This window comes from Algoriphagus sp. A40 (assembly GCF_002002735.1).
GTDB lineage: Bacteria > Bacteroidota > Bacteroidia > Cytophagales > Cyclobacteriaceae > Algoriphagus.
On the sequence record NZ_MUNY01000044.1, the window covers coordinates 169,716 to 190,551 of the forward strand.

17 protein-coding genes are annotated in these 20,836 nt (G+C 45.5%); 7 read left to right on the forward strand and 10 right to left on the reverse strand.

The genetic code is table 11. From position 1 onward, the window contains the following. Positions 1 to 34 precede the first annotated feature (34 nt). Both B0E43_RS28515 and B0E43_RS28520 read left to right on the forward strand, forming a co-directional pair. A complete protein-coding gene (locus B0E43_RS28515; RefSeq protein WP_077348243.1) occupies positions 35 to 1,597 on the forward strand; it encodes a sensor histidine kinase KdpD in 1,563 nt (520 codons plus the stop codon). Next, positions 1,594 to 2,274, forward strand: a complete 681-nt coding sequence (locus tag B0E43_RS28520) for a response regulator transcription factor (protein WP_077348245.1) — start codon at positions 1,594 to 1,596, stop codon at positions 2,272 to 2,274. Before B0E43_RS28515 ends, B0E43_RS28520 begins: the two co-directional genes overlap by 4 nt. A 112-nt stretch (positions 2,275 to 2,386) precedes the next feature. On the opposite strand, the gene B0E43_RS28525 is transcribed toward B0E43_RS28520, so the two are convergent. The 4 genes from B0E43_RS28525 to B0E43_RS28540 form a co-directional block, all read right to left on the reverse strand. Then, positions 2,387 to 3,301: a homocysteine S-methyltransferase family protein gene (locus B0E43_RS28525; protein ID WP_077348247.1), complete on the reverse strand. Its 915-nt coding sequence runs from the start codon at positions 3,299 to 3,301 to the stop codon at positions 2,387 to 2,389. A gap of 231 nt (positions 3,302 to 3,532) precedes the next feature. Then, positions 3,533 to 4,057: a DinB family protein gene (locus B0E43_RS28530; protein ID WP_077348249.1), complete on the reverse strand. Its 525-nt coding sequence runs from the start codon at positions 4,055 to 4,057 to the stop codon at positions 3,533 to 3,535. A gap of 59 nt (positions 4,058 to 4,116) precedes the next feature. Further along, complete coding sequence (locus tag B0E43_RS28535; protein WP_077348251.1) at positions 4,117 to 5,190, reverse strand: hypothetical protein; 1,074 nt, start codon at positions 5,188 to 5,190, stop codon at positions 4,117 to 4,119. Positions 5,191 to 5,266: 76 nt separating this feature from the next. Then, positions 5,267 to 5,848 (reverse strand): Crp/Fnr family transcriptional regulator, encoded by a 582-nt coding sequence (locus B0E43_RS28540; protein WP_077348253.1) that lies wholly within the window; start codon positions 5,846 to 5,848, stop codon positions 5,267 to 5,269. Between the two features lie 132 nt (positions 5,849 to 5,980). Between B0E43_RS28540 and B0E43_RS28545 the strand changes: the two genes are divergently transcribed. After that, on the forward strand, positions 5,981 to 7,291 hold the full coding sequence (locus tag B0E43_RS28545; protein ID WP_077348255.1) for an ATP-binding protein: 1,311 nt from the start codon (positions 5,981 to 5,983) through the stop codon (positions 7,289 to 7,291). Between the two features lie 392 nt (positions 7,292 to 7,683). On the opposite strand, the gene B0E43_RS28550 is transcribed toward B0E43_RS28545, so the two are convergent. The 6 genes from B0E43_RS28550 to B0E43_RS28575 form a co-directional block, all read right to left on the reverse strand. Then, a complete protein-coding gene (locus tag B0E43_RS28550) occupies positions 7,684 to 9,099 on the reverse strand; it encodes a sulfatase (RefSeq protein WP_077348259.1) in 1,416 nt (471 codons plus the stop codon). 39 nt (positions 9,100 to 9,138) lie between these two features. Continuing rightward, a complete protein-coding gene (locus B0E43_RS28555) occupies positions 9,139 to 10,002 on the reverse strand; it encodes a sugar phosphate isomerase/epimerase (protein ID WP_077348261.1) in 864 nt (287 codons plus the stop codon). Between the two features lie 144 nt (positions 10,003 to 10,146). Next, positions 10,147 to 11,841, reverse strand: coding sequence for a GMC oxidoreductase (locus B0E43_RS28560; protein ID WP_077348263.1), 1,695 nt, complete (start codon positions 11,839 to 11,841; stop codon positions 10,147 to 10,149). A gap of 12 nt (positions 11,842 to 11,853) precedes the next feature. Continuing rightward, positions 11,854 to 12,393 (reverse strand): gluconate 2-dehydrogenase subunit 3 family protein, encoded by a 540-nt coding sequence (locus tag B0E43_RS28565; protein WP_077348265.1) that lies wholly within the window; start codon positions 12,391 to 12,393, stop codon positions 11,854 to 11,856. Between the two features lie 109 nt (positions 12,394 to 12,502). Next, positions 12,503 to 14,905 carry a patatin-like phospholipase family protein gene (locus tag B0E43_RS28570; protein WP_254423381.1) on the reverse strand — a complete coding sequence of 801 codons (2,403 nt, stop codon included), beginning with the start codon at positions 14,903 to 14,905 and terminating at the stop codon, positions 12,503 to 12,505. Then, entirely contained in the window at positions 14,871 to 16,295 is a 1,425-nt protein-coding gene (locus B0E43_RS28575) for an amidohydrolase (RefSeq protein ID WP_077348309.1), read from the reverse strand. Before B0E43_RS28575 ends, B0E43_RS28570 begins: the two co-directional genes overlap by 35 nt. Positions 16,296 to 16,595: 300 nt before the next feature. On the opposite strand from B0E43_RS28575, the gene B0E43_RS28580 reads away from it, so the two are divergent. From B0E43_RS28580 to B0E43_RS28595, 4 genes are all read left to right on the forward strand, one after another. Beyond that, the gene (locus B0E43_RS28580) at positions 16,596 to 17,582 is read left to right on the forward strand and encodes a c-type cytochrome (RefSeq protein ID WP_077348269.1); all 987 of its coding nucleotides are present in this window, start codon (positions 16,596 to 16,598) and stop codon (positions 17,580 to 17,582) included. A gap of 90 nt (positions 17,583 to 17,672) precedes the next feature. Next, positions 17,673 to 18,050 carry a hypothetical protein gene (locus tag B0E43_RS28585; RefSeq protein WP_077348271.1) on the forward strand — a complete coding sequence of 126 codons (378 nt, stop codon included), beginning with the start codon at positions 17,673 to 17,675 and terminating at the stop codon, positions 18,048 to 18,050. Positions 18,051 to 18,109: 59 nt separating this feature from the next. Next, positions 18,110 to 20,326 carry a TonB-dependent siderophore receptor gene (locus B0E43_RS28590; RefSeq protein WP_077348273.1) on the forward strand — a complete coding sequence of 739 codons (2,217 nt, stop codon included), beginning with the start codon at positions 18,110 to 18,112 and terminating at the stop codon, positions 20,324 to 20,326. A 9-nt stretch (positions 20,327 to 20,335) separates the two neighbouring features. Beyond that, positions 20,336 to 20,692 (forward strand): heavy-metal-associated domain-containing protein, encoded by a 357-nt coding sequence (locus B0E43_RS28595; protein WP_077348275.1) that lies wholly within the window; start codon positions 20,336 to 20,338, stop codon positions 20,690 to 20,692. Positions 20,693 to 20,836: the final 144 nt, after the last annotated feature.

Sequence of the window (20,836 nt, forward strand, 5' to 3'; positions counted from 1 at the left end):
TTTTCGCTTTCACATAAGCCCCTAATTTAGCGTTGTGAAAAAGCTGCAATTCAAGCGAATAGGATTTTTGATCGGATTTACCCTGCTGGTGAGCATCGGGGTTCAGGCTTGGCGCACCTATTCCCAATTGCAAATCATCAGACGTCAGCTCGTTGTCGACATTCAGCAGTCTCTGGACAATGCCCTGGAAAGCTACTTTGCCGAACTGGCCCAAACCAATGTGATTGGGTTGACCAATCGGCCCGGCTCTCCCGCTCTCCCAAATATCGGCGGATTGGACTCGGGCCATATCACGCATATCACCATAAACAGTCAAGACACTGTAGGCATATCTGCGAATGGACTGAGCCAGAATACCCTTCGGCTGAAAAGGACCCTAAATCCTGAAAATATCGAAGGAATTGACTCCATTTTTTGGCAAAGTGCACCATCCGACTCCACTGTTAAAATGATTTTTTTGGATTCTTCCCAAAGAATTAATGGGCACAAAAGCCAAGATTTAAACGTTTTTTACAGGAGAAACGAAAACGACAGCATCAATCAGCTCCGTTACTTCACCAACAAGGTCATCATCTCCATCACCCGGGATTCTCTCGATTTTGACAAAATAAAGACCTTCCTCGAAGCGGAACTGGATCGGAGAAGAATCGAAATCGACTACGAACTTTTCCAATCCAACAGAAGAATTCCCAGAACTGGAGAAAAAGCCGAGCCTCCAAAACCCAAAGAGAAAAAATCTGACTTGAGCTACATTACCGTTTCCCGCTCTACCTTTTTGCCACCGGGACAGTCGTTGGAGATACATTTTGAAATTATTTCGAAGACCCTGGTAAGACGTGGAATCTTTGAGATTTTGACTTCTCTGACCTTTTTGGCCATCATTGCCTATGCCTTCTATTACCTCTATCAGACGATCAAAAACCAAAAGGAAATCGCCGAAATCAAGCAGGACCTGATCGCCAATATCACCCACGAATTCAAAACTCCGATTGCAACCACGCTATCAGCGATCGAGGGAATTCAGCTTTTCAATCCGGAAAATGACCCGGCAAAGACCAGTCGCTACTTGGGCATCTCCAAAGCCCAAATGCTCAAATTAAATCAGATGGTGGAAAAACTGCTGGAAACTGCTACCCTGGACTCCGACCAATTGCCGCTTCATCCCGAACCAATCGAACCTGAAATTTTGCTACGCTCCCTCGTGCAGAAATTCCAGACGATGGCTCCCGAAAAATCCATTGACCTCACGCTGCCTTCCCATTGCAAACCGATCTTGGCAGATCCCTTTCACTTCGAAAATGTCATCTCCAACCTCCTGGACAACGCCATCAAATACGGTGGAGACCAGATCCGGATTTGCCTGGACCAAAACGGCAACAGCCGCATCCGAATTTGGGACAATGGCGGAAAAATAGAATCTGCGCAAAAGGAGCGGGTTTTTGAGCAGTTTTACAGGATTCCGCAGGGAGATTTGCATGATGTCAAAGGCTTTGGAATCGGGCTTTATTACGTGAAAAAAATCCTCGAAAAACACGGGGGGAAAATCGAATTGGACACTGCGCCGAAGCACACGGCCTTCACTACCATCTGGCCATGAGCAAAATCAACGTATTATTGGCCGAAGACGAGCTGGCCCTGGGGATGATCATCCAGGAAAGTCTCGAAAGCCGGGATTTCAAGGTCAGGCTTTGCGGTGATGGGCAAAAAGCATGGGAAAGCTACCAACAGCAGAAGCCGGATGTGCTGGTCCTGGACGTAATGATGCCCAAAAAGGACGGCTTCACCTTGGCTGCGGAAATCCGCAAGACCGATCCCTACACACCGATCATCTTCCTCACTTCCAAAAGCCAAACCGAAGATGTGGTCAAAGGCTTTGGGCTCGGAGCCAACGACTACGTGCGCAAGCCATTCAGCATGGAGGAACTTATTGTACGCATCAAATCCCATCTGGACAAGATTCGAATCCGGCAAAGCCAAAGTGATTGGATCGTCTTGGGGAAATACGAATTTCACCCCACCAGACAATTGCTGAAACTCGGAGAAAATGAGCATCCTCTTACTTCCCGTGAATCCCAGTTGCTTCAGATTTTGCTGGAAAATGCGAATGACATCACCGACCGAACTAAGATTCTGACCCAAATCTGGGGTTCGGACGACTTTTTTAACGCACGTAGCATGGATGTCTTCATCACCAAGCTCCGCAAAAAACTGCAGGACGATCCGGCGATTCAGATCCTGAACGTGCGGGGATATGGGTTTAAATTGGTGTGTTGAGTTTTTAAACTTTTCCAAAGTTCGAAACTTTGGAAAAGTTATAGTATCCCTGCCAGTGAAAATTCAAACCAGCATCTCTATTTCAGGACAGTGCTGTCCTTGGCTTTCTGATTCAAACCAACCCTTCCACAACCTTCTCAATATGAGAATGATCTGTCCCGCAGCATCCTCCAATCACTCGTAATTCAGGAAGCAAGCGATCCAGCTCGACATAGCAATTAGCCAACAGTACTTTATCCCCTTCATCCAGAGTTTCGGATTCATCTAGTTCCGCGTGGCTTTTCAGAGATGCGTTGGCGCGGACTCCTTTAATTCTTCCGATCCAATTTTCGCTGCTTTCAAATACAGAAGAAAAATGCTTGGGATGGGCGCAATTGACCATGAAATAGGCTGGATAACTCTCTGTCAACCGATCATTTTCCTGAATGGCCTCCGCTAGGGATAGACCGCTTGGAAGCTTCCCGTCAGTCTCCACGGTGAATGAAATCACCACCGGAATGCCTTGCTCCTTTGCAGCAAGAGTAATTCCTACTGCTTCTTCCAGATAGTTCATAGTGATAGCCGAAACCAAATCAGCACCGGCTTCCTTGAACGCCTGTATTTGGGTAACGTGATATCCCTTCGCTTCATCGACGCTCATCTGAACACCGGGCTGATAGCCATCTCCTCTTGGTCCTAGGCAACCTGAAATCAGATCGTTTTCCCCATCCAACATCTCCTTAAAGAAACTTACAGCGAATTTATTGACCTCAAAAAGCTCTTCAGTTGAATACCCCAATTTCTTCCCCCAATCCGGATTAGACCTCCAAGTGGGAGTTTCAAGCAAAAATGGAAGATTCCGGTCCCTGGCAATTTTAATATATTCCTGGTAATACGATTTCAGCGCTTCCCGTCCTTCTGGGTTATTTAACAACTCAAAGGCAGCAAAAGATCGAAGCTCAATTCCTTTGTGAAAAATAAGGGTGGTTTCCAGCCCTCCATCGGTAATAATCCTGGAATCTGAATTCAATAGTCTGTTCAATTTCATTGGCAGAAAGGATTTTAAAAATCAATTGAGTTGTCAACGAACTGAATTACTTCATTTTAGGAAGATAACCCAAATTGATCCTAAGAATTTTCAAATTCCAACCTCTTCCGGATCATTAAAACTTTGACTCCTCAACTTTGATAGTTTGAGCCTGCGCTCCATAGATCATGGAGAACAGGCCCAAAAAGGTCAGTTTCAACTTATTCATAGGTTGAATGAAGCAATCTCAAATTAAAACAACTTTTCCTGCGGAGGAGTCGCTCCAGCCAAACGGATATAAACAGTGGCCTGACCTCTGTGGTGGGTCTGGTGCTCAAAGCATTTTTCAAGCGCCTGTCCCTTGGTCATTTCAAATCGCCCAAATAAGGTGGTTTTTTCGGCGAGTTTTTCAGGCGTCATGGTTTTAAGACTATTGATCACAAAGTCATAGCCTGCCATTACCAGTTTGGTCACATTCTCTTTGGACTGGTCGGCGGATTTTTCTGATTCACCCATCCCAACGGGACTGGCCACTCCGGTTGCTGCAGTTGTAAAGCCATAGTTTCCATCTGTCAGGTGGAGCATTTGCTGAGCAAAAGACCGCATCTCTGGAGTGGGCTTTAGACTGTACTTGTCCGCCGGCATTGCATCCAGGTATTCTTTGGTGTAGACTTTAGCACGCTCCCAGTCTTTTACCATTTCCACAATCGAGGTTTGGGCCTGGGTAAGGCCGATAAATGCAAATAGCATGGTCAGGGTTGCAAATAGATTTTTCATAAGTAATTGGTTTTTAAATTGATTAGTAAGGTAAGTTAGGATGTTTTAGCCTATTTATTTTAGTAAAAAAGACCTGCTCCCAACTCGCTGCCCAAAGTTCCCGGTGCGATATGCATGTAATGTTTACTGGTCGGATCAGTGACGATCTTCAGACTTCCTTCTTTTTGGATGATGACATTTTCGGCGAATTTCAGTTTGGCGGGATCCGCTGGTTCACCGAGGCCTGCAGGTCCTCCTCCTTTGTTTACCAATTGATTATATCCTACCACCAGGGAATTTTCCAGATTGAAACTGCTTTTTTCATCCTTATTCAAAATCCAAAAAGCTTCAGCATCGGCCACCACATTGTTGTAGAATTTGAAATCCTCAGCCAGAGACCAAGTCCAAACTGCAGCTCCATAGATATTGACAATAAGGTTATGATGCATTGCGGAGTTTTCGGATGGTCGATCAGAAAACCAAAAGACCACGGCATCCTTCACTCCATAGAATACACAATGATCCACCACCACTCCTTGTCCACTGGCTAGCACTGGAAGGTGATTGGGAGCAGCATGAATATCTCCCAAAAACAAGCACTGCGTCACCCGAAGGTCATCCAAATCTCTTCCCTCCCGAATGATTGGATAATTTCGAATCACCAATCCTTCTTTAGGCCGCTCATGAACGGGAGATCCCAAAACCCTCAAGCCTTGAATCGTCACATGGCTGGTTTCAATTTGAATTCCATTGGATGCACCACCCAATCGGTCATCCGGGATGTTTTTAAAAGGCATGGTGGAAATCAGAACGGGCATTTTTCCCTGATCCCAATTCGGATCATCCGGAAGGATCTCTGCCCGGATCGTCAGTCTGTTCTCGCGAGTAAACTTCCATTTGGTTGGCTCAAACCGTACAGTTGTATCCAAGGCATACATTCCTTCGGAAAGGAAGACGGTGACAGCACCTTCGCCTTCAGAAGTATTGATCCGTCGGGCAGCTTCAAAAAGTGAACGGAGAGGTTGGTCTTGTTGTCCGGAATTGCTGTCTTTTCCGAGTTCAGGATTTACGTAAAGCAAACCATTTTCAAGTTGCGCAAAACCTTGGAAGGCGATGAGTTGCAAAAGCAAAAGGGTCGTGAATAGCCGTTTCATTGGTTGTCTGTTTTGATTGAGACAAAGATCCTGCGATACGATGGCCTGTACCCTTAATCTACCTTAAGAAATTCGGCTATTTGGAAATAAGATCCCTACGGACCTTGCTCAAAAACTCAGGCGTGATCCCGAGATAAGAAGCGATCTGGGTATTGGGAAGCCGGTTGGACAAATGGGGATATTGCTCCAAAAAGCCCAAATACCGTTGTTCGGCTGTGGAACTGAAGTTTTGGAGGACCCGATTCTGGAGTTCTATGTATTTGAGTTCGATCAAAACTTTGAAGATCCGGTCCAGCTTGGGAATGTGGGTGTATAAAAAGTATAAGTCCTGTTGTTTTACTTGAAGCACTGACCCGGCTTCAAGCGCCTCAATATTCAACAGACTTGGTTTTTGAGTGTGAAAGCTTCCGATGTCCGCAATCCAGTCGTTTTCTGCCGCAAATTGGATGTTGTGTTCAAAGCCCTTGTCATCTACTCCAAACATCCGAAAACAGCCCTCCACGATAAAAGTATAGTGTTTGCAAACTTCGCCAGCCGCCAGGATTTTCTCCTTTCTCTTGACTTTGAGAGTCAAAAACCGACCCTCAAAAAGTACTTTTTCACTCTCTTTAAGGGGAATGAAACTTTCGAGATGTCGGATTAGTGCTGGATTGGACATTGAGAGAAATAACGGGAAAGTTTTCCAAAATCCGAAAATGCTGAGGCCCTAATCATGATCACATGAAAGATTCATTTTATTGTACTTTTTTTTACTGTATTTTTTGTTACATTAATTTTTTACATTTGCCAAATGCGATTCTACAACCGGGAAAAAGAACTTGATCAGCTCAAAACGATCCGGGAGCGATCAGCCCAATCGGCTCAGATGACTGTGGTCATTGGTCGTCGCCGTATCGGCAAGACAAGTCTTCTTAAAAAAGACATGGCAGGTCAACTTGCTGTTTATCTTTTTGTGGCCAAGAAAAGCGAGGCATTGCTTTGCCAAGAGTTTGTAGAAGCTGTCAAAAACGTACTTGAGGTGAACACGTTCGGGGAAATCACCCGATTTAGAGACTTTTTTGCCTGGATGATGGACCTGTCCAAAACAAGGAATTTCACCTTGATTCTGGATGAATTTCAGGAGTTTAAACTGATCAATCCCTCGGTTTTCAGCGAAATACAAAACATCTGGGACGCCAATAAATCCGACAGCAGGCTGAATTTGATTTTTTGCGGATCGGTGTATTCGATGATGAAAGACATCTTTGAAAACTCCAAAGAACCACTTTTTTCCCGCGCCACTTCTAAGTTGGTAATCAAGCCATTTGAGGTTGCAGTAATCAAAGAAATTCTAGCTGAGGCAAATCCGGATTACACTAAAGAAGATTTGTTAGCCTTCTTTTCTATCACTGGTGGCGTCGCTAAATATGTTGAAAACTTTGTTTCTATCGGGGCTTTGACTTTAGAGGGCATGCTTGAGGAGGTATTTTCCGAAAATTCTCTTTTCCTTGAGGAAGGTAAAAACACACTCATTGAGGAATTTGGCAGAGATTACACTACATACTTTTCTGTCCTTTCCCTGATCGCCAATTCCAAAACCTCACGGCCTGAGATCGAATCAATCCTGGAAATGAGCGTCGGTCCTTTTCTCGATAAACTCGAAAATGACTTTAGCCTGATCAAAAAAATCCGTCCCATTTTAGCCAAACCAACCGGAAGAAATGTCAAATACGAAATCGTTGACAATTTCCTTAGCTTTTGGTTTCGCTTTATTTTCAAAAATTACAGCGCAGTGGAGATTGGGAATTTTGAATTTCTGAAAGCTCAGGTTCGAAAAGATTATTCGACTTTCTCAGGAAAAATGCTCGAACGATATTTTACTGAGCAGTATAAGGCAAGTATGGACTTTTCCGAAATCGGCACCTATTGGGAGAGAGGAAATACGAACGAAATTGACCTAGTAGCATTGAATTCATTGGAAAAACGGGTGCTCTTCGCCGAAATAAAGGTCAACCCACCGAAGATAAGCCTACCCAAACTTGCAGAAAAATCGAAAACCCTCGCCGATCAATTTCCAGATTATCAAGCGGAATATCGAGGACTTTCATTGGAAGATATGTGAGATTCAGTAAGAAACGCACATCTCTTTACCCACAGTATAAAGACCAAACCAACCATCATCAAGTCAGCTTTATTATCAACACAAGAAGTCCGACAACGACGATAAGACCAAGTACAATGTTCGAAAAACCATGCGCAATAATTTCTGACTTAGTGCCTCTTTTTCTTCCATTCCAAATCTCCCTGAAACCTATAATATCCTTTCCTTTAATTTTATGTAAGGCGGCATAGACCACCCATCTAGTTAGTGTGCCCACAAACTCAAAAAACACCGAACCTAGTATGCTATCAATCATTTAACAAACCTCATTAAATTTAATTTAGCGGTCTCGCTCTATTTTTTCTCGAATCCTCGAAAGATCCAAAGCAGTAGCACATTTTCACAGTAATCCATTACTTCTCCGCCGGCAACCTCGCTCCTGTTTCCTCCCAAAAATCTTCCAACTTCGTCTTCAATTCCATCGCAACCAACGGCAACTGCTTCACCAGATTGGTTTCCTCCAATGGATCGTTGCCCAAGTCAAAAAGCTCCGCTTCCGTGCCGTCAAAATAATAGATCAACTTGTAATCCCCAGAGCGAACCACCGAATGTGGAACCACATTTGGCTCACGATAGTGGGGAAAATGCCAAAATAAATCCCGCTCAAGTGTCTGCCTTGTTCCTGTCAACACCGGCCAAAGGCTTTCACCCTCCAATCCATGTTGATCAGGATTTTCGCCGGCTACCTCCAAGATCGTGGATACCCAATCCATCGTGATCGTCGGGACTTCCGAAGCGACTCCAGTCGGAACTCTGCCCGGCAAACTCACAATCGTTGGTACGCGGATTCCGCCTTCGTAGGGATAGCCTTTGTATTCCCGCAAATCGATATTCCAGGTGACCGGATTGGCTTTGTTGCCGATCAGACCGCCGTTGTCGGAGGTGAAAATCACCAGGGTATTTTCCCTGAGTCCGGATTGATCCAGATAGGCTAAGAGTTTCCCGACATTGGCGTCGAGATTTTCGATCAGGGCAGCATAGACAGGATTTCGCTGCTGGCCCGGTTTCTTCTGCTTGTATTTTTCCACCAAATCAGCAGGCCCCATAATCGGCGTATGAACCGCATAGGGTGCCCAATGGACAAAGAAGGGCAGACTTTTGTTCACTTCGAGAAATCCAATCACCTCATCCGATTCCCGGTCTGTCAGAAATTCCCCGGTCTTGCGTGGCGGCAGGTTTTTGATCTGATAAAACTCCCTGGGAGTAGCCGGCAAGTACGGATCAAAATAGCTCGGCGGTTGGCCAAGGTCATTCCCACCGATGTTCACATCAAACCCCTGATCCTCCGGATGCATCCCTTCCTCACCGAGATGCCATTTGCCCACATGGAGCGTACTGTAACCCAAGGGCTTCAAGCGCTCCGGAATAGTCTGCTCCTCCAAAGGCAGAAAACCTTGAATCTTGGGCGTTTTCAGCGGCTTATCGGCAAATTCCTCGTACTCTCCGGGCAAGCCGGAAGTAGTCACTCCCTGAAATTTCGCCCGAATCCAGTCCGTGATACCGATCCTGGCTGGGTATTTTCCGGTCATCAAAGCCGCTCTGGATGGCGAACAGATATGTGCTGCGGCGTAGGATTGGGTAAAGCGCATTCCCTCCGCAGCCAGCTGATCTAGATGCGGAGTTTGGTAGAAATCACTTCCAAAAACCGCCAAATCCGTCGCTCCGAGGTCATCGACATGGATGAGGATGACATTCAGTTTCTCTTTCTCCTGCGAAAAAGACTGAAAAGTCAGCGCTAAAAGAGCGAGGGATAAGACAACTTTCTTCATAAAACTTAAAAGAGAAAGTCCGGAAAACCGGACTTCAAATCAATACTTCAGGCTTTTCAAATAAGCAATACTTTTGGGCAATGCCTCCAGTTCGTGGTCACCTTCATCCTCGATAAACATGTGCTTGATGCCGATCTTGTTGGCTTCTCTCAGGATCGCCGGGAAGTCCAATTGCCCTTCTCCCAGCGGAACGTCATTTTCCGGACCCGTCAGACCAGTCATGTCTTGAGGAGCACCTTTCCGGAAATCCTTCAAGTGAAGTGAAACCCAGCGATTCCCGTACTTTTTGAGCAAAGCTGCCGGATCTCCCCCTCCAAAGAAGGTCCACATCACGTCCATCTGCAGGGAAACGTACTCGGGATCGGTATTTTCCACCAAATAGTCAAACAGGGTTCCGTTGCCATAAGGCTGGAATTCGTAGCCGTGGACGTGGTATTTGAAGATGATCCCGTTTTCCTTCAGGACTTTTCCGCCTTCATTGAATGCCTTGATGGCCCGGTCCGCATCTGCTTTGCTGAATTCCCCTTTTTTGTGTGGAATCCAGGCGCACATCACATACTTCGCTCCCAAGGCTTTTGCCCGATCGGCTACTGCCTGGGGATCTTTTTCCAATTGCTCAAAGCCGGTTCCGGTCGAAGGGATTGAAATTCCCCTTTGCTGACACATTTCCTTGAATTCTTCTGGACTCACTCCCTGCGGGGCTCCACCTTCAAACTCGGCAAATCCCATTTGCTGGATGATATCCAGCGTCGGAGCAGCACCGTTTTTCCAGTGATTTCGGAAGGTGTAGGAGGCAATTCCAACCGGAACTTGGTACATCGGATCACCTTTCTTTTGGGCGTAAGTTTCTTGTGGAGAAATGATCCAAGCCAGAGCTAGGAAGAACAAAAGTGTCTTTTTCATGGGATTTATTTTTGTCAACGGTCAATAGTCCACGGTCCACTGCTGTTTGCAAAGCCCTTCATTCGATGAGGCCAAATCAAACCATTCGCTTGGTTGGTAGAATTAGGCAGCTGTCGACTGTCGTCCGTGGACCGTTGACCGAAATTAAAGATTCAATTTATTCAACTCCTCCACGGCATAATTGGCTGCCCGGGCTGTCAAGGTCATAAAGGTCAGAGTCGGATTTTGGGTACTTCCGCTGGTCATGCAGGCTCCGTCAGTGACAAAGACATTCTTGCAGTGATGCAGCTGGTTGTATTTGTTGAGCAGGGAAGTTTTTGGGTCATTGCCCATGCGTACACCGCCCATTTCGTGGATATCCGAACCCGGAGGGGAACCTCTGTCCACGACTGAAATATTTTTGAAGCCCATCCGCTCATACATCTCGCTTTGCTGCTGCACAAAATCAGCCGTCATTTTGTTGTCATTGTCTTTCCATTCGACCGACATGATGATCTTCGGAATACCGTATTTGTCTTTTTCATCTGCGGAAAGCCGCATGTGGTTAGACTCATCAGGAACCATCTCACCCTGCATCCAGGCAGCCATGCTCCAGAGTCCGAATTTCGGGTTGAGCAACTTGTCACGAAGCGCGTCTCCAATCAGTTCGCCATTGCCATCCAATTGACGGCCTCCCGACATCCCGATGGCATAACCTCGGAGAAAATCTGTCTCCTGCCGAAAGACATTCCGGAATCTGGGAACATATGCATGACCCGGATTTCGTCCATCATTGAATTTGTCCAAAAAGCCTTCGAAAGTTGCATTTCCGCTACCCCGGTAGTTATGGCAGGTGATGAATTTACCCATCCGTTCGTTGTCATTTCCCAGCCCGTTGGGGAAGCGGGATGACTTGGAATTGAGCAAAATAGCATTGGAATTGATCGTAGAAGCATTGAGAAAGATAACTTTTGCATAAAACTCAATGGCTTCCTTCGTGTGCGAATCGATGATTCTGACTCCGATTGCCTTTCCTTTTTGCTCGTCATAAATTACGGATTCGACCACCGAATCAGGCCGGATGGTCAGATTTCCGGTTTTTTCAGCCCAAGGCAAAGTCGACGCATTGGCAGAGAAATAGCCCCCATAGATGCAGCCCCGGTTGCACATGTTTTGGTTTTGGCACTTGCTTCTCCCTTGATCTCTGTGAACCTGCTGAGGATCAGTAAGGTGAGCCATCCGGCCTTGAATCAGATGCCGGTCCCCATAGAGTTCCTTCAACTGATCTGAATAGAACTTTTCGATGCAGCTAAGCTCGAAACCTGGCTGCACCATCTGATCCGGAAGCTCAGGCAGTCCATCTCTATTGCCGCAAAAACCTACAAATTGCTCCACATAGCTATACCAAGGCTCCATATCCTTGTATCGGATCGGCCAGTCCACGGCATAGCCATCTCTGGCGGGGCCCTCAAAATCAAAATCCGACCAGCGCTGAGTGCCTCTGGCCCAAAGGAGAGATTTTCCACCGACATGGTATCCGCGAAACCAGCGGAAGGGCTTTTCCTCAATGTAAGGCTGCTCGTCCTCGGCCAAGGCCCAATGCATCGTTTCCTCCCTTTTCCAATTGGCAGCACCGATTCCGGAGCGCTTCTCGATCGGCACGTTTCCCCGAAATTCAAATTCCCAGGGAGCTTTGGAGGCCGTGGGATAATCCTCAATATGTTTGACCATCCTTCCTCGCTCAAGGACGAGGGTCTTTAGGCCTTTTTCGCAAAGTTCTTTTGCTGCCCAGCCTCCGGAAGCTCCCGAACCGATCACGATTGCATCGTAGGTGCGTTTATCTTTTGAATCTTGTAGCATGGTGTTTTGGGTTTAGGCTCGATCCGCTGGTACTTCCACACATCCGTTGTAAAACCCGGGTGCAACTTGGTAACCACGATAATCGGCCATGACTTCTTTGACTGTCGTAAATCCCATAATTGTATTTGATCGCATCAGGTCGTAGAATTTCTTTTCATCCTCATTTTCAGAGTCCTTCAAAGCCATCAGTGTTTTTTCTTTTTCCTCCTGAGAAAAATCTTCAAAACCAGACTTTTTGAGCACTTTGAGCTGGGCTTTGATCATATCTTGATCTTCTTTTTCATAGCACTTTTCAAAAAGCTTGATCAAAAACTGGTCAGTTCCGGTGCTGAGTGCGCCAATGGGTTGAGCATCGGGTGTGGGTATTTTTGCCGGAAGGCCAACCGGAATAAACGTGTCGGCAATCGCAGAGATCAATTGCTCTTCATCAAAGCTGAAAAAGCCTGCATGAGTGAATCGATCCACGATTTGCCATTTCCAATCGGCAAAAACCAAACCGGCGATTCCTGCCACAGATCCTCCGATGATTTTGAGGGATTTACGTCTTTCCATAGTATTCGGTATTTTGGGTAAATACAGATGGACAAGTTAGATTTTTTTGAAAAAAGGCAGTGTAAAACAGGATAGAATTCCACCAACGGAAATTCTATCCTGATCCAGCTTATCGATCTGAATAGTTGAAAGAAAGTCCGATCGAGAAATAAGTTCTCAACTTTTTATCCGAGGTATTGCTGGTGACACCAAAGGAAATGGGACCCAAAATCGAATTATAGGAAATGTCGGCTCCATATCCAAAATAGGTTTCATCTCTGAAGATTTTGTCTGGAAACTCCGCCTCGTCCAAGGGATATTGTTTGCTAAATCCAAGGATGTTCGCTCCTCCTCGGATATAGATTTTTTTGATCGGGATAAACTGAAGTTCTGCACCTGCCTTTACAAAATTGGGAGTAGATACCTCCGCATAATTCAAACCCCAGAATTTAGTATCTCCAAATCGGATGTTTTGGTAGCCACCGACATAAAAGTCCTGAAAAATCTTAGTGCCTTCATCGGTGGAAAGCACCACTCCTCCCGCTATTTCAGGTCTCAACTGGAATTTTGAACTCAACCGAAGAAACTTGGAATACCGACCATAGAGGGTAATATGAGGTTCGGGAGCGAAAGTCTCCACCAGATTTTCAACAGTGGAAACGTCTACAGGAATCATCTCTCCCTCCGAGTCAAGAAATAAAGTATCAACTCCAGAATTCACGTTTAATCCGATCCAATCCTGCACATTGAAAATCGTTTCTATCAGGCCTTCAGCTCCTTTTGTAGGGTAGTTTCGGTTATTTTGAGAATTCCGGTAATAGCGGAATTTTAGGCCTAAATACCTTTGGTAGGCACTTTTGATGCCTTCGGGAAAAATAGAGTTAAAGCGGTATTTGGAATTGTTGTTTTCGAAAATCATTCCGAAAGAAAAAGCCTGCTTGAGGGAGGAAGTGGATATTATCTGTGCCTCTGCGCGGGAGCTTTTCACTAGGGTAATGTTTTCCTCCTTTCCATTTTCATAAGTAGGCAATCCCTGGTTGAGGTAATTCAGGCGTAGGTTGAAGGCGAACTTTTTACTCCCTCCGACATACTTGTAATGGTCAATCCGGAACTTAGGATTTTCTGAAATGTCGGCAATAACCAAGGTCCGGGACGATTTACCGATCAAATCCCTGGCAGTGTAATTCAAAAGGATACCTGCCGAAAACTGATTATCGTAGTGAATGGAGGTATTTAGGAGTCTGGGTGATTTTTCCTTTACCCGGATTTGAAGGGAAAATTCTCCATCCTTTTCGGCGATGAGCGTGTAATCCACTTTGTAAAAACCATTCATTCCAAAAATCCGGTTGATACCATCCTGCAATTCCTCCCTTGTCACTTCTTCCCCTTCCTTGAGGTCAAGTTTGGACAAAATTAATGGGGTTGGAAAGATCGAATTACCGATTACTCTGATGGTTTGGAATCTGATCGGTAGTGCTTCCAAACCGATTCCCTGAGAATGGTCGGCCAATCCCAAGCTATCCGCAAGCTGTTTGAATTGAGAATAAAATTTCTTTCCAGTTTCGTCTCCGATTTTCAGAATTGCATCAAAGTCATCAAAGCTGGCTGTTCCGTAAGTGCCAAGATCCGGCTTGATGTAAATATTCGTCTGCTTGATATTTTCAGCAGTTTTGCCAAGAGACTCCGCCATGGAAAGCTGCATGAGGATAGCAGCAAAACCTTCCAATTTTTCAGCACTTATAAAATCCTCATCGCTCACATTGACTCCAATCACATACTCTGCACCCATTTCCCGAACTACATCCACCGGGAAATTATTGACCACACCACCATCCACCACCATGGTACTGTCCAGTTGAAAAGCAGTAAAGGCAGTCGGAATGGCAATACTCGATCGGAGCGCATCGTGCAGGTTGCCCTCTTTAAAAACCAGTGGCTGACCTGTACTGATGTCCGTGGCAATACAGCGGAAAGGAATCGGAAACTCATCAAAATTTCTGTATTTCCTGGCCGGCCAAGTGTAGTATTGAATAACCTCAGAAAGCATCTGTCCCTCGATCAATCCCGACGGCAGGGAAATTTTTCCATTTCGGATCGGAAATTCAAGCAGGTACCGGTTGTAATATTCCTTTTCTTCAAAGGCAACGGTCTCAAAGCTTACCCGGTTGGAAATAATCAAGTCCCAGTCGATAGAACGGATAATCTTCTCGAGTTCATCCGCACTATACCCCATCGCATACAATCCTCCAACCACAGATCCCATGCTTGTTCCGACGACAAAATCGGGGCGAATTCCTGCCTTTTCCATAGCCCGAATCACACCTACATGTGCCATTCCCTTGGCTCCTCCGCCACTCAGGACCAAACCGATTTTTGGAGGGTCATCTGCCAATCCAGTTGTCTGAAAGGCTGAAACTTTTCCAAATAAACAAATCAAAAAAACGCCAATCAGGCTGAACATCTTTCTCATACCACTCGCTTCAGCGCCAAAATCGATTTTATTTTCGGTAATCCAGGGGTGCTTTGCGGTCACCTACTAATGCCTTGTATTCGAAATCATCACCTCTTCTTCGGTTCAATTCCTCCAGAGCCTTGCCGGTCACAGACGGATCTTTGAAAATATCCATTGCAGTCAAAGTCAATGTTTTGGCAGCGACCATCATCCCTTTTTGCCCAATGCTCATTCCGCCAGAGGCTACTGCCTGCCAAGTGTGAGCAGAGGTACCGGGAACCCAAGTGGCTGTACTCAGACCTACAGTAGGAACTAGCCAGCTGATGTCGCCGACATCGGTGGATCCTCCTCCACCCTCTTCACTGACAATAAAAGGGGCTATTTTGGTGGCATCCTCAGGTGTTGCTTTGACACCTGCAGGGTAAGTTTTGATGATGTCTTCAGCAAATTTCTTCTCTTCGGCACTATAGGTCACTCCTCCAATTGTCTCCAGGTTTTTGTGCATGATTCTGGCCAGTGTTTCATTTGGCATCAGGTTATAGACACCATTGATCACCTCGTATTCCATGCGTGTTTGGGTACCCATCGCTGCACCTTCCGCTGCTTTTACCATTCGGTCAAAAATCTGTTTCACAACAAGGGCATCCGGATGGCGCACATAATGATAGGATTCGGCAAAGGCCGGAACCACATTGGGAGCCTCACCACCGCGGGTAATCACATAGTGCATTCTGGTCTCCTGAGGTACGTGTTCCCGCATCAGATTGACCATGAAGTTCATCGCTTCAACAGCATCCAGGGAGGATTTGCCACGCTCAGGTGCTGCCGCCGCATGTGCTGCTTCTCCGTAAAATCTGAATTTGGTAGAAATATTGGCCAATGAAGAAGTTGCTCCGGCGGCATTTTGTGAACCGGGATGCCAGTGCATCATCACATCAACATCTTTGATCAAGCCAGCTCGCGCGATGTAAACTTTTCCTCCTCCACCTTCTTCGGCAGGAGTGCCATAGACTCGCAAGGTTCCTTTAATGTCATTTTCTTTCATCCACTCCATCACAGAAATTCCGGCAGCTACTGAAGCAGCGCCAAAAAGATGATGGCCACAGGCGTGTCCGGCTCCATCCACAACCACCGGATCACGGAAAGCGACAGCTTTTTGGGAGACTCCGGGCAGTGCGTCAAACTCCGCCATAATACCGATCACAGGCTTACCGGAGCCATATTCTGCCACAAAAGCGGTTGGGATTTCTGCAACTCCAGCTGTCACTTTGAATCCTGCATCTGCGAGTGTCTTTTGCAAAAGTGCGGAGCTGTTGGTTTCAAGGTATCCCAATTCAGGATTTGCCCAAATCTGTCTGGCGATATCACCATAAAAATCCGCTTTGGAATCCAGCTTTTTGAGCACTTCATCCTGAGCGAACAGGGGTGAAAATGAAAGTACAAATAGAAGTTGAAGTAGATACTTTTTCATTTGTTTATCGTGGTTTTTTATTGGCCACATGGAATCTCGAATGGTAAATAATCATCCCTCAATATGAGGTCATTTTTATGCTCGATTTCATGCAAGGTTGGTTTTCAAGGCAAAATACTAATTGTTCATCAATGAAAAGCCAAATTGTGTCTCTATTCAAGTTCTCCCTGTTGAACGGACAAAATAACATCTAAACAAGAAAAAATTTCATTTTTTGAATCAAAGTGAAATTTTTAGAACACATTAGTTTTCAGAAACTTAGAATATTCTTAATTTTTAAAAACCCAACCTTAAAACACTATGAAAAAACTTTTGAAAGTGGCTGCCTACTTATTAGGGGCAATTGTTCTTTTGCTGGTTTGCGGACTCGCAATTCTCCAGCTTGTATTCCCAAAAGTGGATCCGGCACCAGAACTTACCATCGAATACACCCCAGACCGCATTGAAAGGGGAGCTTATTTGGCAAATCACGTCACAGTTTGCATGGACTGTCATTCCACTAGGGATTTCTCCGAATTTTCCGGTCCCCCTGCTCCAGGAACATTGGGCGCTGGAGGCGACAGATTCGATCATTCCATGGGACTTCCCGGAGTCTTTTATGCCAAAAACATTACTCCTCATGGGATTTCGGATTACACCGATGGGGAGCTTTTCCGCCTGATCACTACAGGGGTGACCAATGACGGAAGGCCGATGTTCCCTTTGATGCCCTATGCCTATTATGGCAAAATGGATCAGGAAGATATTTATGATATCATTGCCTACATCCGTTCACTGCCGGCGGTCGAATCTGAAATTCCCGATTCCAAAGCTGATTTTCCCGTCAATTTGATTTTGAGGACTATCCCAAAAAATGGAGAAATGACCGTAAAACCTGATCCAACAGATCAAGTTGCCTATGGTGCCTATTTGGTCAATGCTTCCGGATGTATTGAATGCCATACCCAGGTAAGTCCACAAGGCGTGATTATTCCTGAATTGGCATTTTCCGGAGGAAGAAGTTTTCCTTTTCCTGACGGATCCATGGTTACTTCCTCTAACATCACTCAGTGTCCCGACACCGGTTTAGGCCATTGGGACGAAGCTACCTTTGTTGCCAGATTCAAGCAATATGCTGATTCGGGTTATGTAAACCCTAAAGTGGGTCCAGGAGAATTTAATACGATCATGCCTTGGACCATGTATTCCGGTATGAAAGAGGAAGATTTGAAAGCAATTTTTGCCTACCTCAAAACCATTGAACCGATCAAAAACGAAGTAATTAAGTTTACAGCAACTGCCCAATAACAGGTAACAGATTTTTTAAACCTACTCCATTCATGTCCGTAAATGGGGTAGGTTTTCTTTTTAACCAAAAATGAAGACCTTTGTAGCGAAGTGAAAAAAATTCTGTCTTCCATATTGTTGCTCATCTTTTTTGCCGGTCAAATCAATTTGGCCTGGGCAAGCCACTTCTGTGGAGATAAATTGGTGAGCAACGAACTCACTTTAAACCCAAAATCGGCAGATTGCTGCGGATCGGATTCAAAGGTTCCGATGGATTGCTGTGAGGATGAAATCGCACAAGCTGACGCAGATGATTTCTTCAAAAAATCTGAAATCAAGACTCAAATTTCACCTGAATTTTTGCTTTCATATGTACTCACCTATGTAGGAATTGACGCAATTGAGACAGATTTTCAGACTCCTTCTCCCTATTTTCCTGACATTCCGATTTCGGATTTACAGGTTCTACACCAGACTTTTTTGATTTAATAATGGCTTTCCCCGCTTTCGGGGCTTTGTGAAATTCTATTCACTTTAAAGTCATTTAAATGAAATTCCTATTTCTACTATTCTTAGGACTGCTTAGTTCAGTCTCATCATTTTCCCAGGGCAAAGTCTCCGGGGAAGTCAAAAACAATGCTCAGGAGCCCTTGATCGGTGCTACCATTCAGGTCGTCGGAAAATCCAACGGAGCGGTAACGCAAATCGACGGCTCATTTGAGCTTCAGGAAATTCTGCCTTCCGACCGGCTGATCTTTACTTATATCGGCTACGTGTCGGATACCCTTCCTCCGGTTTTCGGAGAAAAGATGGTGGTGAACCTGTTTGAAACCGATGAATCACTCCAAACTTTCACCATCAAAGGAAGAACCGAATCCTTGGTGGATGAAGCTCCTTTTCTGAATATCCTGATCACCGAAGCCGAACTTCAAAAAGCTGCCTGCTGCAATCTTTCTGAAAGCTTCGAAACCAATGCCTCGGTGGATGTATCCTACGCGGATGCCGTGACAGGCACCAAAATGATCCAAATGATGGGCTTGGACGGCCGCTATGTCCTGATCAGCCGCGAGGGAATTCCCAATATCCGGGGATTAAATTCCCGTCTGGGACTGACCTTTGTTCCGGGCACCTGGATCCAGTCTATTGATGTGGGAAAAGGCGCCGGATCAGTAATCAATGGCTACGAATCCATGACCGGACAGATCAACGTCGAGCTTTTCAAGCCGGAAACCATGGACCAATGGTACCTCAATTCTTACCTCAATTCCTTTGGCCGACTGGAACTCAATGCCAACAGACAAATTCCTGTTTCCGAAAAATGGAGCTCAGGAGTCATGTTTCACGCAAGTCAGCAATTTCTCGAAATGGATAACAACGGAGACGGCTTCATGGATATGCCCAAAACCCGTCAGGTCAACTTCCTGAACCGTTGGAAATACGAAGGCGATCAGCTTATGGCCCAGATTGGATTTAATGTCTTCAGCTCAGAATCAGCAGGAGGTCAACTTGGATTTGGATTCAATGATGAGCTAACCACCAGTCCGATGTATGGGTATGAAATGGATACCCGCAAGGCCGAACTCTTTGGGAAAATCGGAATGATTTATCCTTCCAAACCAACACAAAGCTGGGGATTCCAGTATTCCATGTCTTACCAGGACTTCAGCGGTGGCGCAGGTAGAAGGATCTATGAAGGGGAGGAAAAGACCCTTTACGGGAATTTTATTTATCAAAATATCATCCGGAGCAGCTTTCATCAGTACAAAACCGGGCTGAGTTTTCTCTTGGATGACTTCGATGAGCGATTCAATTCCAATCAAACCGGAAGTTTGGATTCAACAATTCTGAGGACGGAAAAAGTACCGGGTGCATTCTTTGAATACAACTACATCCCCAACGATAACTTCACTTTGGTTGCGGGAGCAAGGACTGATTTTCACAATCTGTTTGGGACGTATTTTACTCCGAGGATTCATGCAAGATGGGCTTTCGCACCAAGCCTGACATTAAGAGGCTCAGTCGGTAAAGGCTATCGGACTCCAAATGCTCTGATGGAAAATAGCATGGTTTGGGTGAGTTCAAGAGACATTCAGTATAAGGCTGACCTCCAGCCTGAAGTTTCCTGGAATTCGGGATTAAGCTTGGCGGGGAGTTGGATGATCAAGGAAAAGCCGCTTGCTGTGGTAGCGGACTATTTCTATACCAGCTTTGAAAGTCAGCTGGTCTATGATCAGGATATCAGTTCAGACCTCTTGGTCATTGACAATTTGCAGGGTGAATCGTTTGCAAAAAGCTTTCAGTTGGAAGCCAGCTATCCGTTTTCGGAACGGATCCAGGCAAAAGCTGCTTACAAAAATTACCAAAACCTGATGACAACCAACGGAATTCTCCAACAGGTACCCTACCAGAGTCAGGACCGCTTTTTCTTCAACATGGCGTATGCCACGCGCTATGATAAGTGGAAAGCAGACCTGACCGTGAATTGGAATGGTCCCCAGCGCCTTCCCGACACCAGTGACAGTCCTTCAGAATTCATGCTGGCGACAGAATCACCTGACTTTTTTCTAGTCAATGCACAGATTTCCAGAGGATTCCGATGGGGAAGTATTTATCTTGGTGGAGAAAACATTCTCGATTTCCGTCAAGAAAACCCAATCGTAGACCCTGAAAATCCATTTGGAGAAAACTTTGATGCTTCCATGACCTGGGGGCCGATCGCTGGACGGATGGTCTATGCGGGTTTTCGAATGAAAATAAATAACTAAACAACAGATATGAAAAAGCTTATTTTATCACTTATTGTCTTGGCAATAGCATTCACCGCAAATGCCCAATCCAATGTCAAAACTATTGGAATCAAGACCTCGGCCATTTGCGAAATGTGTAAAGAAAACCTGGAAAAAGACCTAACCTTCGAAAAAGGGGTGAAGTCAGTCAACCTGGACCTGGAAACCAAAGTCCTGAACATTGCTTACATCGACGGAAAAACCAATCCTGACTTGCTTAGGAAGAGAGTAACGATGGTAGGGTACAATGCCGACAGCCTACCCAGGGACCCGAAAGCCTACGAAAAATTGGATCCCTGCTGCAAAGATGGGGCACATCCGACACCGAAAAAGGGCGATAATTAATTCGGTTCTCATGCAAAAAAGGATTCCTACTCAGGGATCCTTTTTTGCTTTTGTGACTCCGATCACAATTTTTCCGACGGGATTGTCTTAGTTTCCACTGAGTTTGGGAGAATGTTACCAATTCACGTTTCCGATTAAATCAAT